Raw genomic sequence first — 15,535 nt, forward strand, 5'->3', positions numbered from 1 at the left:
ACTGGTCTCAGCGCTGGCTGTCATGCTGCCAGTCACATGGCAATGGCTGCAGCTACCTGCAGATCTATCTGGCTGGCTCGGCAGCTATGGCCAGTGGCTCAGCCTGCCCTGGCTCACGGTACTGCTCCTGGTTGTGGTCGTCGTGACTGCACGGCAGCGCAACATGCCGCAGGACATGTCACACACGCTGTACAGCGCTGCCTACCGCGCCTCACCTGATGCAGTGGGCATTACTTCCATCAAGGACGGGCGATTCATCGACGTCAACCCAGCCCTGTGCAATATGCTGGGCCTGCCGCGCGAACAAATCATCGGGCGCACCAATGCCGAACTGCAGGTCTATGCCACACCCGAAGAGCGTGTGCGCCTGCTGGACGAGCTGGCAAGCAAGGGGCAGGTGCACCGTCTGCGCATTCTGTGCCTGTCCCATGGCGAGATCGTCCCTGGCACGATTTCCGCGGTGCTGGTCGAGTTTGACAGCGAGCCCTGCATGTTCTTCATCTTTCATGGCATGCGCGACTATGAAAAAGCGGTCGATCAGCTGCATTCCGCCAACCGGCTGCTGCAGCAAGCGGGCCACCTCGCCCAGCTGGGTGCCTGGGAAGACCGGCGCGGTCAAGGTCTGGTGTACTGGTCCGATGTCTGCTACGACATCCACGGCGTGCCGCGCAGCAGTCCGCTGCCCAGAGACTACCTCAGCACTTTTGTCGCCCCGGAACACAGAGAGCATATGCGCAGGCAGCTGCAGCAATGCCTGCGCGTGAACAAAGCATGGAATATTGACATGCAGATCATCCGCACCGATGGGCGCAAGCTCTGGGTCCGCTCCCACGGAGAAGCTGTACAGGACGACAACGGAAGAATCATTGCCATGCGCGGCGTGATGCAGGACATCGATGCCTACAAGCGCCAGGAGGAATCCATCCGTGAGCGCGAAGCCCTGCTCGCAGTCACGCTGGAGGCCGCCACCCTGGGGCGCTGGGACTGGGATCTGCTCCATGGGAGCATTACGGGCGACAGCTTCTGGCACAAGCTCAGCGACCTGGAAATCAAGCCTGCCTACCTCAGCCCTGCCGGTCAGAAACGCTGGCACTGGACAGAAATCATGGAGCCTCACGATGTAGCGCACTGCAACGCTGAGCTGCAGCGCCATATCGATCACCCGGAAGATGGCCCATTTGATATCACTTGGCAACGTCCAGGGCCTGCGGGACAGCCTCGCTGGCTGCGCTCTATCGGAAAAATCGTGAGTTACGACCTGCATGGCCGTGCCATGCGCATGCTGGGTGTGTGCCTGGACGTCACCGAGCAGCAGGAGCAGAAAAACACGCTGCGGCAACTGGCCCATTTCGACACACTGACGGGTCTGGCCAACCGCGTAGAGCTGGCTACACGTCTGAACGATGCCCTGCAAAGCAGTCGCCAGAGCACGCAGCTGATGGGCATTGCCTACCTGGATCTGGACGGATTCAAACCCATCAACAACCGTCTGGGCCACGCAGCTGGCGACCGCCTGCTGGTACTGGTCGCCAAGCGCCTGCAACACGCCATGCGCTCCAATGACTGTGCAGCCCGCTTTGGGGGTGACGAGTTCGTGCTGCTGCTCAACCCGCTCAACTCCCGTGCGGAGTGTGAAGCCATGCTGCAGCGGATCATGCACAGCATCTCCCGGCCCTATGCGCTCGATGGCGAGCAAGTCTTGGTCACCGCCAGTATCGGCTACACCCTCTCCCCCGATGATTCCAGCGATGCGGACACACTGATACGCCATGCCGATCAGGCCATGTACCAGGCCAAGCAGTCCGGGCGCAACCGCATTGAAGCTTTTGATGCCAACGAAGATCGCAGCCAGCGAGAAAACCACATCAAGGGCCAACGCATTCTGCAGGGGCTACACCACCATGAATTTGTGCTGCACGTCCAGCCCAAGGTAGACATGCAGTCTGGCCAGGTCATCGGCGTGGAAGCGCTGGCCCGGTGGCAGCATCCACAGCAAGGTTTGCTGACACCCCAGCATTTTTTGCCGCATATCGAAGGCGGCGAGCTGGAGCTTGCCTTTGGGCAGTGGTCCATCACGCAGGCGCTGGACATTCTGGAAGACTTCCAGCAGCAAGGCCTGTCACTGCCGGTAGCCGTCAACCTATCTCCCACACATCTGCAGCACAGCCATTTCACGCAGTGGATGGCATCTCAGCTGCAAGCCCACCCTCGCATCCCACCCAGACTGCTGGATCTGGAAATCACGGAGAACGCAGCCTTGCACGACATGCAGAAAATGTCTCAGGTCCTCAAGGCGCTGCGCGCGCTCGGGTTGAACATTTCACTGGACGATTTTGTGGTACCGGCTACTCCTCCCTCACCTATCTGAGCAAGCTGCCGCTGGACAGTCTCAAAATCGATCGCAGCTTTGTCTGCGACATGCTGACAGACCGTGCGCACCGTGCCATCGTGCACGGAGTCATCACCATGGCCAGCTCGTTTGGCTGCAAAGTCATTGCGGAAGGTGTGGAAAGTCACGAACAGTGCGCCTGTCTTTCAGACATGGGCTGCCATTGGGCACAAGGTTTTTATTTCGCACGCCCCATGGCGGTAGAGGACTTTTACCGCTGGCTGCAGACCCGGGAGCAGACCAGCCAGCCACAGCTGGCCAGCTGAGCATCGCCGCCATTCCATGCACAAGCACACAGAGCAAGCCGCCGCGCTGCGGCAAGCTTGCTCGGCATCACCTCGCATCAGTCATCGGACTTCAAGCACTCACGCCTGCTCAGCCGGGGCTGAGCCTTGCAGTGCGTCCCTGATCTGTGCCAGCACCGCAGGATCTTCCACCGTGCTCAGATCGCCGGGGTCGCGGTTTTCGGCGACAGCCTGCAATGCACGGCGCAGCAGCTTGCCGCTGCGTGTCTTGGGCAATGCCGTTACCAGCAGCACGCGCGCAGGCCGCGCCACGGCACCCAGCCGATCATCCACCAGCTTCATGACCTCGGCCTCTATGGCACTGCGCTGCTCGGCACTTTGTACTGCGTTCACATCGCGCACCACGGCAAATGCCAGAGCCACCTGACCTTTCAGGCTGTCCGCCACACCAACCACCGCGACTTCTGCCACACCGGGGTGAGACGAAATGGTCTCTTCAATCTCACGGGTGCCCAGGCGGTGTCCTGCCACGTTAATCACATCATCCGTGCGGCCCAGAATAAAGTAGTAACCCTCTGCATCGCGCACGCCCCAGTCAAACGTGCTGTAAATCATGCGCCCCGGGATGCTTTGCCAGTAAGTTTTGACAAAACGTGCATCATCACCCCACACCGTCTGCATGCACCCCGGAGGCAATGGGCCCTCAATTGCCAGCACACCTTTCTGGCCCGCCCCCTGCAATTCCTCTCCGGTTTTATCGTCAATCAGTTTGACGTGATAACCATATACAGGCTTGCCCGGACTGCCAAACTTGCTGGGCTGACGCTCTACACCGTTACACAAAGTCATGATGGGCCAGCCGGTTTCTGTCTGCCAGTAGTTATCAACCACCGGCACATTCAGTGCTTCGCTGATCCATTGCGCCGTCGACTCATCCAATGGCTCTCCGGCCAACCACAATGCCTGCAGACTCGACAGATCATATTTGCGCAGATATTGCGGGTCGTGCTTTTTCAAAACACGCACTGCTGTTGGCGCAGAGAACATGTGCGTGACACGGTATTTTTCCACCAGCTGCCACCAGATGCCCGGATCGGGCCGAACAGGCAGACCTTCATAAAGAATCGTCGCCATGCCCGCAATCAAAGGCGCATACACGATATAGCTGTGCCCCACGACCCAGCCAATATCACTGGTGCAGAAAAAAGTCTGTCCGGGCTTGGCATTGAAAATATGAGGCATGCTGGCTGCCAGTGCCACGGTATAGCCGCCTGTGTCCCGCTGCACACCTTTGGGTTTGCCCGTCGTGCCGCTGGTGTACAGCACATAACTTGGGTCGGTAGATTTCACCCATTCGCAAGGCACTTGCACATCCAGGTATCTGGCGCGTAACTCCTGCCACATATGATCACGCCCTGCCCGTAAATCCATGGCCGCCAGACCGCGATTTACCAAAAGTACCGCCTTCGGCTGATGTGCACTCAGTTTCAGCGCCTCATCCAGCAAGGGCTTGTACGCCACGACACGGCCACCGCGTGCACCTGCATCCGCACTGATAATGACCTTGGGCTGTGCATCCTCAATACGCGAAGCCAGCGATGCCGAGGCAAATCCCCCAAACACCACACTGTGAATCGCCCCCAGACGGACGCAGGCCAGCATGGCAAATACTGCCTCGGCAATCATGGGCATATAAATCTGTACACGATCGCCTTTACCCACGCCAAATGACTGCAATACCGCAGCCATGCGCTGCACCTCGGCATGCAACTGCGCGTAGGTATAGCTTTGCTCGGTATTTGTTTCTGTGGAAATGGCAATCAATGCCACCTGATTCCCGCGTGCGGACAAATGCCTGTCAATCGCGTTATGGCAAAAATTCAAACTCCCGTCAGCAAACCAGCGCGCAAAAGGTGGTTGCGAATAATCACAAATTTGCTGAGGCTTTTGGTGCCAGTCCACCAAAGCTGCCTGCTCCAGCCAAAACTGGTCGCGCTGCTGGGGATCGATAGAGTGTTGATAAAAGTCATGAAATTGCTGCATGGCCAATGTCTCCTTTTCTTCTTTATATTTCGAGCATTATTCATGGCCCACTTGCGATAAGCTGACACAGCCTGAGACACAGACTCCCTGCATATGTTGCAAAAAACAACAAGCAGCCCTGCAAACAGCAGCACCAGCAAGCACGTTTTTTGCAAATTTTGCCAGCTGCTCTTTTACTGCTTTTCAATTTCGATATAAAATCAGCGCATTCACCAGTACGTCACAACCTCGCGGCGTTTATTTTTTAGTTTCACCTTCCCCTTAATTCGATGAGCACATACAAAGAACTCCTGGCACAACGCGCAGAACTGGAAAAGCAAATTGAAGCTGCCCGCAAAGAAGCGCTGGCTTCTGCCATTGCCCAAGTGCGCGCCATCGTTGCTGAATACGAACTGACTGAAGAAGACGTTTTCTCCAAGAAGGCTCCTCGTGCAGCCGCTGCTGGCACCAAGACCGTGGCCCCCAAGTACCGCGACCCTGAAACCGGCGCTACCTGGACTGGCCGTGGCAAGCCACCACTGTGGATTGCTGGCAAGGACCGACTGAATTTCCTGATTCAAGACCAGACTGCCTAAATAAGCACTCTCTTATTTAAGTCAATCAAAAAAAGCCCAGTACTTTGGTTCTGGGCTTTTTATTGCTCTGCCACCCTGCACGCACAGATTGCGCACAGCATTACCTGGATGGCGCATCGGTTGCCTCAGCGCACAGGTGCCAGCCTGACGAGAAACCATACCTTGAATGCGCATTGGCGCTCAGCACCCTGCTGGCAACGTGCCAGTACATCCATCCCAGCTGCATGACCTGCCTCAGACCTCACTGCACACTGTCTGCACTCTGTTTTTAAGAGCTGCTTACGCAGGCAGAATCAGCAACTGCAAGCTAAAAATATTTCAAACACAGTACACACAAGCGCAAGGCGCTATGAAAATTAAAGAAGCAACAATGAAAAAGCCACTTGATCTTGCGATCAAGTGGCTTTCAAACTGGTCGGAATGGCGGGATTCGAACTCGCGACCCCTTGCACCCCATGCAAGTGCGCTACCAGGCTGCGCTACATTCCGAAGCCTCAGATTATACCCCGGATTTTTCATCCAGATTTCAAAGCTCTGAAGAAACTTTGCAATCCAAGCCCCAGACAAAGCCTGAAACCAGGGAAAGATTGATGGTCGGAATGGCGGGATTCGAACTCGCGACCCCTTGCACCCCATGCAAGTGCGCTACCAGGCTGCGCTACATTCCGATCAATCGATAGGTTGAATTCTACACCTATTTTTGTAGCGCAATTTCAAAAAACTGCGCCACTTTGCGTGCTGTTGCCTAAGTTATTGAAAACTGGGCAACAGCACCTGCCCTCAGCCCTGGATCTGCTCCTTGAGCTTGCTGCTGGCGTGGAAAGTCACCACACGACGGGCGTCGATCGGGATCAACTCCCCGGTACGAGGGTTGCGGCCAGGGCGTGGTGCCTTGGAGCGAATCTGGAAATTACCAAAGCCCGAGAGCTTGACCTCTTCCCCGCGCACCAGGCTGCCAGAGATCAGGTCAAAGTAGGCATCCACCATGTCCTTGGCCTCACGCTTGCTCACACCCAGTTGGTCAAACAGCAGATCGGCCAGCTGCGCCTTGGTCAGCGCACCCGAGGTTTCTGCATCCCCCAGCATGACGTCTTGTGTGTTCATAACTTCCTTATCCACGCAGTCGTGCGCCTACTTGCGCCTGCAAAGCTGCAATCGCGCCTTGCATGGCAGCATCGATTTCCACATCCGTCAAAGCAGCGTCATCGCGGCCCAGCGTCAGACGCACGGCCAAGCTCTTCTCATCCTGCGCCAGGCTGCCGGGAGCCGCTTCTTCACCTGCCCTGAGCTTCTTGGGGCGGAACACGTCAAACAGCACGGCATTGCGCAGCACACCGCCCTTAACGCCTTCTGCCACCGCAGCCATCACCTGGGCGTGGGTCACGCCTTCCTTGACCACCACGGCAATGTCACGCTCCACCGCCTGGAACTTCGAGACGGCCTGGAATTTGGGCACTTCACGTGCCAGCACGGCGTCAAGCTCCAGCTCGAACAGCACGGGCGCTGCAGGCAGATCCCAGCTTTGGCGCCACTTGGGGTGCAACTCACCCACATGACCGATCACCTTACCACCAAGCAGCACGCGTGCGCAGCGACCGGGGTGCATGGCGGGGTGTTCAGCCGCTTCAAACACAGGCTTCAGAGGCGCCAACAGCGCTTCCACATCACCCTTGACGTCGTAGAAGTCCACCTTGGCATCGTCCTGGCCCCATTGCAGCTGGTCAGCCAGCCCATAGGCCAGACCGGCAACGCGCATGGGCTGGTTAAAGCCCTTTACGCTGGAGTCAGACTCCTGCACGCTGTCGTCACGCAGGAACACGCGGCCCAGCTCAAACACACGCACGCGCGAGGCCTTGCGGTCCACGTTGAACTTGAGCACCTGCATCAGCGAGCCGATCAGGCTGGTGCGCATCACGCTCAGCTGGCTGGCAATGGGGTTGAGCAGCTTGATGGGATTGGTATTACCTGCCAGCTCTTCTTCCCACTTGGCTTCCACGAACGAGAAGTTGATGGTTTCCTGATAGCCCAGCGCGGCCAGTTCACGGCGCACCGCAAAGCTGCTGCGCTGGTTTTCCTTGCGCAGCTTGGGCGAGATGGGGGCCACAGGCTTGGTGGTGGGCAGATGGTCATAGCCAATCATGCGCGCCACTTCTTCAATCAGGTCTTCTTCCAGATTGATGTCAAAGCGGAAGGTCGGCGCGGTCACACTGATGACGTTCTCACCTTCCGCCTTGGCAGGCAGACCCAGACCGTTCAGGGCGTCCAGACACTGCTGCTGGGTCACGGGCATACCGATCACCTTGGCGGCGCGGTCCACTCGCAGCTGCACCACCTTGGGCGCAGGCATGTTGACCTTGTTGTCATCCACGGGGCCCACCACGGTCTCGGGCGTGCCGCAGATCTCCAGCACCAGCTGGGTGATGCGCTCGATGTGCTCGACGGTGTATTCAGGATCAACACCACGCTCAAAGCGGTGGCCTGCATCGGTCGAGAAGTTGAAGTGGCGCGAGCGGCCAGCAACTGCCTTGGGGAACCAGAAAGCAGCTTCCACATAGATATTGCGGGTGTCATCAGACACGGCCGTGTGATCACCGCCCATGATGCCGGCCAGCGACTCGACAGCGTTGTCGTCCGCAATCACACCTACCTTGATGAAGTCATCGAACTTCACGGTGTTGCCGTTGAGCAGCTTGAGCGTTTCGCCCTCCTGGCCCCAGCGCACGTTCAGGCCACCACTGATCTTGTCCAGATCAAAGATGTGGCTGGGACGGCCCAGCTCAAACATCACATAGTTGGAGATGTCCACCAGTGGCGAAACGGAGCGCTGACCGCAGCGTGCCAGACGATCCACCATCCACTGGGGTGTCTTCACCTTCGTGTTCACATTGCGCACGATGCGGCCCGAGAAACGACCGCACAGTTCAGGCGCTTCGATCTTCACAGGCAGCTTGTCCTGAATACCGACAGCTGCTTGGGGGTATGCGATAGCTTTCAAAGGCGCACCCGTCAATGCCGACACTTCACGTGCAATGCCGTAGACGCTCAGGCAGTGCGCCAGATTGGGCGTCAACTTCAGCGTGAACAGGGTGTCATCCAGATTCAGATATTCGCGGATGTTCTGACCCAGAGGTGCATCAGCAGGCAGCTCCAGCAGACCACCGTGGTCATCCGCAATGCCCAGCTCCTTGGCCGAGCACAGCATGCCAAAGCTTTGCACGCCGCGCAGCTTGCCCACCTTGATCTTGAAGGGCTTGCCATCAGGGCCGGGAGGCAGCTCAGCCCCCACGGTGGCGCAAGGGATCTTGATGCCCACGCGCGCATTGGGCGCGCCGCAGACGATGTTCAGCAGCTCGGGGCCGCCCACATCCACCTGGCACACGCGCAGGCGGTCAGCATCAGGGTGCTGCACGGCTTCCTTGATTTCACCCACCACAATGCCGGTGAAAGCAGGCGCTACGGGCTCCAGCTCTTCCACTTCCAGACCCGCCATGGTCAGGGTGTCAGCCAGTTCTTGGGTGGTGAGCTGTGGGTTGCAATATTCGCGCAACCAGGATTCAGGAAATTGCATATTCAGACTCTTTGGCGTTGGTGTCAGCGCCCTGCTCACAGGGCTGCTGACGGGCATGCGTACTCTTAAAAGAAGAGCTTTCAGCGCTTGTATTCGCTTGTTTTCAGTATTAAAAGCATCTGAAAACCTTATACAGCAAGCGCTAGCCGCTCTCTTTATTGCTTACTGAAATTGCGACAGGAAACGAATGTCACCGTCGAAGAACAGGCGCAAATCGTTCACGCCATAACGCAGCATGGTCAGGCGGTCCATGCCCATGCCAAAGGCAAAGCCAATGTACTTTTCAGGGTCCAGGCCCATATTGCGCACCACGTTGGGGTGCACCTGGCCTGAGCCTGCGACTTCCAGCCACTTGCCAGCCAGCGGGCCGCTCTGGAACTGGATGTCGATTTCAGCCGAAGGTTCGGTGAAGGGGAAGAAGCTGGGGCGGAAACGCAGCACCAGATCGTCCGATTCAAAAAAGGTCTTGCAGAAGTCGGTAAAGACCACCTTCAAGTCCTTGAAGCTCACGTTCTCGCCAATCCACAAGCCTTCGCACTGGTGGAACATGGGCGAGTGGGTAGCGTCCGAGTCCACACGGTAGGTGCGACCGGGCGCAATGACGCGAATCTCTGGCATGCCCTGGCCAGCATCGAGCGCATTGCGGTATTGCTTGACATGACGCACCGCATGGCGCACCTGCATGGGGCTGGTGTGCGTGCGCAGCAAATTGGGGGCGTGTGCACTACCACCTTCCACATAGAAGGTGTCGTGCATCGAGCGTGCGGGGTGGTCTTCCGGCGTGTTCAGCGCCGTGAAGTTAAACCAGTCGGATTCAATCTCCAGGCCTTCAGCCACATCAAAGCCCATGGAGCCAAAAATGGCTTCAATGCGCTCTTGCGTCAGCGACACGGGGTGCAGACCACCCTGACCACGGCGACGACCGGGCAATGTCACATCCAGCACTTCAGTCTTCAGGTGCGCTTGCAGCTCCGCATCGGCCAAGGCCTTACGACGCGCTGTCAAAGCCGCTTCAATGGCTTGCTTGGCCACATTGATGGCAGCACCACGCAACTTTTTCTCTTCGACGGAAAGCTGCGCCATGCCCTTCATGAGCTCAGTCATCTTGCCCGACTTGCCCAAGAACTGCGCCTTGGCATTTTCCAGCTCAGCGGGGGTTTGTGCCTGCGCAAACAGTTGCTGCGCGCTCTCGACCAGAGAATCCAACTCGTTCATATCGACTCTTTATCGACTTGTAAAAATAAACAAGGGCTAGTGCCTTTTCAAGCCCTAGCCCTTGCTGATAGTGCGCCAGTAGCTACTACATCACTAGCGGCTACCGATCGTGTAATCAAGCAGCCAGCTTGGCCTTCACTTGATCAACGATGCTGCTGAAAGCAGCCTTGTCGTGCACAGCGATATCGGCCAGCATCTTGCGGTCGATTTCGATGGAAGCCTTCTTCAGGCCGTTGGCAAACTGGCTGTATGTCAGACCCAGTTCACGGACAGCGGCGTTGATACGGGCAATCCACAGCTGGCGGAACACGCGCTTCTTGTTACGACGGTCACGGTATGCGTATTGACCGGCCTTCATCACCGCCTGCTTGGCGACGCGGAAGACGTTACCGCGACGACCGCGGAAACCCTTAGCAAGATTCAGAACTTTTTTGTGACGGGCGCGTGCCGTTACACCACGTTTGACGCGAGGCATGTGTTTTCTCCTAGTTCGTCAGTGAATTACAGGCCAGCGGAAGGCAACATCTTAGCGATGGAGCCCATATCGCCCGAGTGCACAGCAGTGATGCCACGCAGATGACGCTTGTTCTTCGTAGTCTTCTTGGTCAAGATGTGACGCTTGAAGGCTTGACCGCGCTTAACGGTACCACCTGGACGAACGCGGAAACGCTTCTTCGCGCTGCTCTTGGTTTTCATTTTGGGCATGTGAATGCTCCTGTTGTTTGTGCTCGTGAGGCGTCTGCACAACCGCGCAGATCTTGTTGGCCCCGAGACACTTCTTGGGTTTGCCAGTTGAAACCGGCAATGCTTGCCGCAAGCGGCAAAACAATTGCCTACCCCTTGCGGGGCAGGCAATTGCAAATTTTACCTCAGCTTAGGCTGCGTTGCTCGCTGGCGCTGCATCTCCAGCAGGTTTATTGCTGCCAGTACCAGGCTTTTTGCGCGCAGGCGCGATCATCATCACCATTTGACGACCTTCCAGCTTGGGGAACTGCTCCACCTGGATAGTGTCAGCCAAATCATCACGCAAGCGATTGAGCAAATCCAGACCCAGCTGCTGGTGCGTAATTTCACGGCCGCGGAAACGCAGCGTGACTTTTACCTTGTCACCATCGGCCAAGAAGCGGCGAATATTGCGCAGCTTGATGTTGTAGTCACCATCATCGGTACCAGGACGGAATTTTACTTCCTTGATATCGATCACGGTCTGCTTGGCCTTGGCTTCAGCAGCCTTCTTTTGCTCTTGGTACTTGAACTTGCCGTAGTCCATCAAACGGCATACCGGAGGATTTGCAGTGGCTGCAATTTCCACCAAGTCCACATCCAAATCACCGGCCATGCGCAGCGCTTCTTGCAGCGGCACAATACCCAAAGGTTCATTTTCAGGACCAGACAGGCGCACTTCAGGCGCAGTGATCTCACGATTCAGACGGTGCTTGCGTTCCTCGCGGTGGCGACGGTCACGAAATTCTGTAGCTATGGCTCTCACCCTAAATTAAAAACGCTACGAAAAGCGTAGCTGCTTGCATTGATGAAACTGGCGCGAATTGCTTCGCGCCAAACTTGCATCAGATCTTGTTTGCAATATCGCTCTTCAGCAGTTCAATGAACGCTTCCACCGACATTACGCCCAAGTCTTTATTACCTCGGGCACGCACAGCGACGGTGCCTGCCGCTTTTTCCTTATCGCCCGCGACAAGGATGTAAGGCAGCTTCTGCAATGCATGCTCACGTATTTTATACGTGATCTTTTCGTTGCGCAGGTCAGACACAAACTTAAGACTTTGATTGGGCAATGCTTTTTGCAGCTTTGCGACAACTTCCTGCACGTAGCCGGCCTGAGAATCGGTGATATTGAGCACGGCAACCTGCTCTGGAGCCAGCCACACAGGCAGCGCTCCAGCAAATTGCTCGATCAAAATACCGATAAAGCGCTCCAGCGAACCCACGATCGCACGGTGCAGCATCACAGGGCGGTGACGATTGCCATCTTCACCCACGTATTCCGCATCCAGACGCTCTGGCATGGAGAAGTCCACCTGAATGGTGCCGCACTGCCACTGACGGCCCAGCGCATCCTTGAGCGTGTATTCAATCTTGGGACCGTAGAAAGCACCATCACCGACAGCAATCTGGTATTCGCAGCCAGAAGCCTTGAGCGCATCAAACAGCGCCTTTTCGGCCTTGTCCCAGATTTCATCAGAGCCAATGCGCGCTTCAGGGCGGGTCGCCACCTTGTAGATGATGTCGGTAAAGCCAAAGTCGGCGTAGACCTTTTGCACCAGCTGGTTGAAGTTCAGCACTTCCTGCTGAATCTGGTCTTCAGTACAGAAGATGTGACCATCGTCCTGGGTAAAGCCGCGCACGCGCATGATGCCGTGCAGGCCTCCTGTGGGCTCATTGCGGTGGCACTGACCGAACTCGCCAAAACGCAGAGGCAAGTCGCGATAGCTCTTCACACCCTGCTTGAAGATCAGAATGTGGCCAGGGCAGTTCATGGGCTTCAAGGCATAGTCACGCTTTTCGGACTCGGTCACGAACATGTTGTCGCGGTACTTGTCCCAGTGACCCGTCTTCTCCCACAGGGTCTTGTCCAGAATCTGCGGCGCCTTGACCTCTTCATAGCCATTGTTGCGGTAGACGGCGCGCATGTACTGCTCCACCTCCTGCCACACACGCCAGCCCTTGGGGTGCCAGAAAACGGTACCAGGTGAGCATTCGTCGATGTGAAACAGATCCAGCTCGCGGCCCAGACGGCGGTGGTCGCGCTTTTCTGCTTCTTCAATGCGAGTGATGTAGGCCTGCAGGTCTTTCTTGTCTGCCCAGGCAGTGCCGTAGATACGCTGCAGCTGCTCGTTCTTGGCATCACCGCGCCAGTAGGCACCTGCCAGCTTGGTCAGCTTGAAGACCTTCAAGAAGCGGGTGTTGGGCACGTGAGGGCCACGGCACATGTCGATGTACTCCTGGTGGTAGTACAGACCCATGGCCTTTTCGTCAGGCATGTTTTCGACCAGACGCAGCTTGTAGTCTTCGCCGCGCTCGGAGAACACCTTGATGACTTCCTCTCGGGGCGTCATCTTCTTGATCACGTCATAGTCCTGCGCAATCAGCTCCTTCATACGCGCTTCGATGGCGGCCATGTCTTCCATGGTGAAGGGACGCTCGTACGAAATGTCGTAGTAAAAGCCCTCATCGATCACAGGACCAATCACCATCTTGGCAGTGGGGTACAGCTGCTTGACAGCGTGACCTACCAGGTGGGCGCAGGAGTGGCGAATGATTTCCACACCTTCCTGGTCCTTGGGGGTGATGATTTGCAGCTGTGCGTCTTGCTCGATCAGATCGCAGGCGTCCACCAGACGGCCATTCACCTTGCCCGCCACGGTGTTCTTTGCCAGTCCGGGGCCGATGGACTGCGCCACCTGCATGACAGTAACTGGGCCTTCAAATTCGCGTTGCGAACCGTCGGGAAGCGTGATCTTTAACATGAAATTCCTTAAGTATCTTTGTATGAAACAGGGGCGCGCAGACTGCTTACAAAGCAAAAGCGCGGATCAGAGTCCGCGCTTGAAGATGACCAAGATTCCGGGCAGGCGCGAACGTGCAGCCTCAGCAGCTGCGTAGCATCTCCTGCATCGTCGTTCGCGGTGTCATAACCAAAATGCCTTTCTCGCCCTTGTGAGTGAAATACTGAAATATCGGGATATTTTAACCCTTTGCCAACCACGGCGCAGGGCATCAATCCCGTTGTTCAGAAAAGCTTATGCCCGACGGCGCAGCCCCATGACCAACAGCGCCAGCATCAGCACCGCAAAGCCTGTAAAGCACAGGAATGACCAGTTGGCGATGGTGCCGCCAAGGAAAGTCCAGTCCACTGCCGTGCAATCACCGGAGCCACGAAAGATCATGGGAATGGCGCGGCTGATGGGGTAGTTTTCGATCATGCCGTAAAAATCTCGGCCACAGCTCGCAAACTCTGGCGGATACCACTGCAGCCAGCTCTGGCGTGCTGCCACAAAGGCACCAAAGCCAGAGGCTGCAAGCGCCAACACACTCCACGACATCCACCAGCCTTTTTGCCCTCTAAAGCTTGCCAGTCCTGCGAAGACAGCTACCAAAATCAGCGCATAGCGCTGCACGATGCACATGGGGCAAGGCTCCAGCCCCACCACATGCTGCAAATACATGCCAAAGGCCAGCAAGGCCACACAGCACAAGGCAATCAGCGCCAGCACGCGGCGCGGGGCATCCGCCATCCAATTCAAAACCTGCATATTGCTCTCAAGTAAACCATGCAAAAAGGGCGACCCGAAAGCCGCCCTGCTGTATGAATTGCAAGAAATGGCGTTCAGATACCCGCTGCCTCATCCAAGAATACCTTAGCACGACGCGGTGTAACCACCAGTGTCTCACCTTCACGCAGCCCCATTGCATGGAACTGCTGTGCTGGAATTTGCGCCTCGATCACTTGCTCAGCTTCGGCATCGTGAGATGCTTGAGTCTCTTCGGCCAGAACAAGTTCCAGACGCGCAATCGGCCCGACCACAATTGCACGACTGAGCTGCACCACCAGACCTGTGGTGCGCCCCGTACCATCGGTGTTCTGACCGGGCGAGTAGCGCTCCACTTCCAGATCATGGGGGCGCACATAGGCAAAGGCATTGCGGTCCACCACACCCTCAAGCTCGGAGCAGTCCAGCTGCATGCCGTCTTGCAGCTCCACGCGGCCATCCTTCGCTCGGCCCTTAAACAGGTTCACATCACCCAGGAAGCCATAGACAAAGGGGCTGGCAGGGCTGTCCCACACTTCCTGGGGCGTGCCCTCCTGCTCGATCTTGCCTTGATTGATCACGACCACACGGTCTGCCACTTCCAGAGCTTCTTCCTGATCGTGCGTCACAAAGATAGATGTCACATGCAGCTCGTCATGCAGACGGCGCAGCCAGCGGCGCAGCTCCTTGCGTACCTTGGCATCCAGCGCCCCGAAAGGTTCATCGAGCAGCAGTACCTTGGGCTCCACCGCCAGCGCACGGGCCAGCGCAATACGCTGGCGCTGACCGCCCGAGAGCTGCGAGGGATAGCGATCGGCAATCCAGTCCAGCTGCACCAGCTTGAGCAGGCTCATCACCTTCTCCTTGATCTGGGCTTCGCTGGGACGCTCCTTGCGGGGCTTGACGCGCAGGCCAAAGGCCACGTTCTCAAACACCGTCATGTGACGGAACAGCGCGTAATGCTGGAACACAAAGCCCACATTGCGGTCACGCACATGCACATCGGTCGTATCTTCACCACTGAAGTGGATGCTGCCCACATCGGGCGACTCCAGGCCCGCGATGATGCGCAGCAACGTGGTCTTGCCGCAACCCGAGGGCCCGAGCAAAGCGATCAGCTCGCCCGACTGGATGTTCAGACTCACATCGCGCAGCGCCTGGAAATCTCCGAACTGCTTGCTGACATTGCGAATTTCGATACTCATGGTAGGTCTTCTTCTGTTCTGACT

13 protein-coding genes and 2 tRNA genes are annotated in these 15,535 nt (G+C 57.0%); 3 read left to right on the forward strand and 12 right to left on the reverse strand.

What is annotated here, in order from left to right; all coding sequences use genetic code 11:
* Positions 1-22: 22 nt before the first annotated feature.
* The gene (locus F7P80_RS03225; RefSeq protein ID WP_170265328.1) at positions 23-2,368 is read left to right on the forward strand and encodes a sensor domain-containing protein; all 2,346 of its coding nucleotides are present in this window, start codon (positions 23-25) and stop codon (positions 2,366-2,368) included.
* A 26-nt stretch (positions 2,369-2,394) separates the two neighbouring features.
* Entirely contained in the window at positions 2,395-2,655 is a 261-nt protein-coding gene (locus F7P80_RS17260) for an EAL domain-containing protein (RefSeq protein ID WP_282959018.1), read from the forward strand.
* Positions 2,656-2,754: 99 nt separating this feature from the next.
* On the opposite strand, the gene F7P80_RS03235 is transcribed toward F7P80_RS17260, so the two are convergent.
* Positions 2,755-4,677 carry a propionate--CoA ligase gene (locus F7P80_RS03235; RefSeq protein ID WP_151042770.1) on the reverse strand — a complete coding sequence of 641 codons (1,923 nt, stop codon included), beginning with the start codon at positions 4,675-4,677 and terminating at the stop codon, positions 2,755-2,757.
* Positions 4,678-4,946: 269 nt separating this feature from the next.
* On the opposite strand from F7P80_RS03235, the gene F7P80_RS03240 reads away from it, so the two are divergent.
* The gene (locus tag F7P80_RS03240) at positions 4,947-5,252 is read left to right on the forward strand and encodes an H-NS histone family protein (RefSeq protein WP_054067709.1); all 306 of its coding nucleotides are present in this window, start codon (positions 4,947-4,949) and stop codon (positions 5,250-5,252) included.
* Between the two features lie 412 nt (positions 5,253-5,664).
* Here F7P80_RS03240 and F7P80_RS03245 read toward each other — a convergent pair.
* From F7P80_RS03245 to F7P80_RS03295, 11 genes are all read right to left on the reverse strand, one after another.
* A tRNA-Pro gene (locus tag F7P80_RS03245) sits at positions 5,665-5,741 on the reverse strand.
* Between the two features lie 102 nt (positions 5,742-5,843).
* A tRNA-Pro gene (locus tag F7P80_RS03250) sits at positions 5,844-5,920 on the reverse strand.
* A 112-nt stretch (positions 5,921-6,032) separates the two neighbouring features.
* A complete protein-coding gene (locus F7P80_RS03255; protein WP_240183919.1) occupies positions 6,033-6,356 on the reverse strand; it encodes an integration host factor subunit alpha in 324 nt (107 codons plus the stop codon).
* Between the two features lie 7 nt (positions 6,357-6,363).
* The gene (gene pheT / locus F7P80_RS03260; protein ID WP_151042772.1) at positions 6,364-8,820 is read right to left on the reverse strand and encodes a phenylalanine--tRNA ligase subunit beta; all 2,457 of its coding nucleotides are present in this window, start codon (positions 8,818-8,820) and stop codon (positions 6,364-6,366) included.
* A gap of 162 nt (positions 8,821-8,982) precedes the next feature.
* Positions 8,983-10,035, reverse strand: coding sequence for a phenylalanine--tRNA ligase subunit alpha (gene pheS, locus F7P80_RS03265; protein WP_151042775.1), 1,053 nt, complete (start codon positions 10,033-10,035; stop codon positions 8,983-8,985).
* Positions 10,036-10,150: 115 nt separating this feature from the next.
* On the reverse strand, positions 10,151-10,510 hold the full coding sequence (gene rplT, locus F7P80_RS03270; protein ID WP_054067707.1) for a 50S ribosomal protein L20: 360 nt from the start codon (positions 10,508-10,510) through the stop codon (positions 10,151-10,153).
* A 26-nt stretch (positions 10,511-10,536) separates the two neighbouring features.
* Complete coding sequence (rpmI, locus tag F7P80_RS03275; protein WP_054067706.1) at positions 10,537-10,740, reverse strand: 50S ribosomal protein L35; 204 nt, start codon at positions 10,738-10,740, stop codon at positions 10,537-10,539.
* 169 nt (positions 10,741-10,909) lie between these two features.
* Positions 10,910-11,524: a translation initiation factor IF-3 gene (gene infC, locus F7P80_RS03280; protein WP_077345585.1), complete on the reverse strand. Its 615-nt coding sequence runs from the start codon at positions 11,522-11,524 to the stop codon at positions 10,910-10,912.
* Between the two features lie 79 nt (positions 11,525-11,603).
* A complete protein-coding gene (thrS, locus tag F7P80_RS03285; protein ID WP_151042779.1) occupies positions 11,604-13,523 on the reverse strand; it encodes a threonine--tRNA ligase in 1,920 nt (639 codons plus the stop codon).
* A gap of 273 nt (positions 13,524-13,796) precedes the next feature.
* Complete coding sequence (locus tag F7P80_RS03290; RefSeq protein ID WP_058879906.1) at positions 13,797-14,309, reverse strand: disulfide bond formation protein B; 513 nt, start codon at positions 14,307-14,309, stop codon at positions 13,797-13,799.
* Between the two features lie 74 nt (positions 14,310-14,383).
* Positions 14,384-15,511, reverse strand: a complete 1,128-nt coding sequence (locus F7P80_RS03295) for a sulfate/molybdate ABC transporter ATP-binding protein (protein ID WP_054067703.1) — start codon at positions 15,509-15,511, stop codon at positions 14,384-14,386.
* Between the last annotated feature and the right edge of the window lie 24 nt (positions 15,512-15,535).

The sequence above is a fragment of the Comamonas kerstersii genome, from assembly GCF_008801935.1.
Taxonomy (GTDB): Bacteria; Pseudomonadota; Gammaproteobacteria; order Burkholderiales; family Burkholderiaceae_C; genus Comamonas; species Comamonas kerstersii.